Here is a 270-nt window from a genome sequence, read left to right as displayed (position 1 = left end):
CCATAGGCCACGCGGCAAATAGTGCACCACCGGCGGTAATAAACCATACTTGGTTGCCATCCCAATGCGGGCCAATAGTATTAATAACGGTGCGGCGCTCTGAATCAGTTTTACCCACTAGGCGCAGCAGCATAGCAACGCCCATATCCATGCCGTCGGTAATTGCAAAGCCAATTAGCAGTATGCCTATGATCAACCACCACAGCATTTTTAATGTTTCATAATCAAAAATCATGATTGCTCTCCTCTACCTTCAGTGGTGTTATTAGG

Annotated in this window: 1 protein-coding gene; it reads right to left on the bottom strand. The window is 46.7% G+C overall.

What is annotated here, in order from left to right:
• The coding region (cydB, locus tag AAEZ00_RS21285) for a cytochrome d ubiquinol oxidase subunit II (RefSeq protein WP_351089897.1) at window positions 1-235 on the bottom strand (235 nt) is incomplete at its 3' end.
• Window positions 236-270 lie beyond the last annotated feature (35 nt).

Origin of the sequence: Shewanella sp. S1-49-MNA-CIBAN-0167 (assembly GCF_040310145.1) — a bacterium.
In the GTDB taxonomy this organism is placed as follows: Bacteria; Pseudomonadota; Gammaproteobacteria; order Enterobacterales; family Shewanellaceae; genus Shewanella; species Shewanella psychromarinicola.
This window is presented reverse-complemented; position numbering and strand designations above follow the sequence as displayed.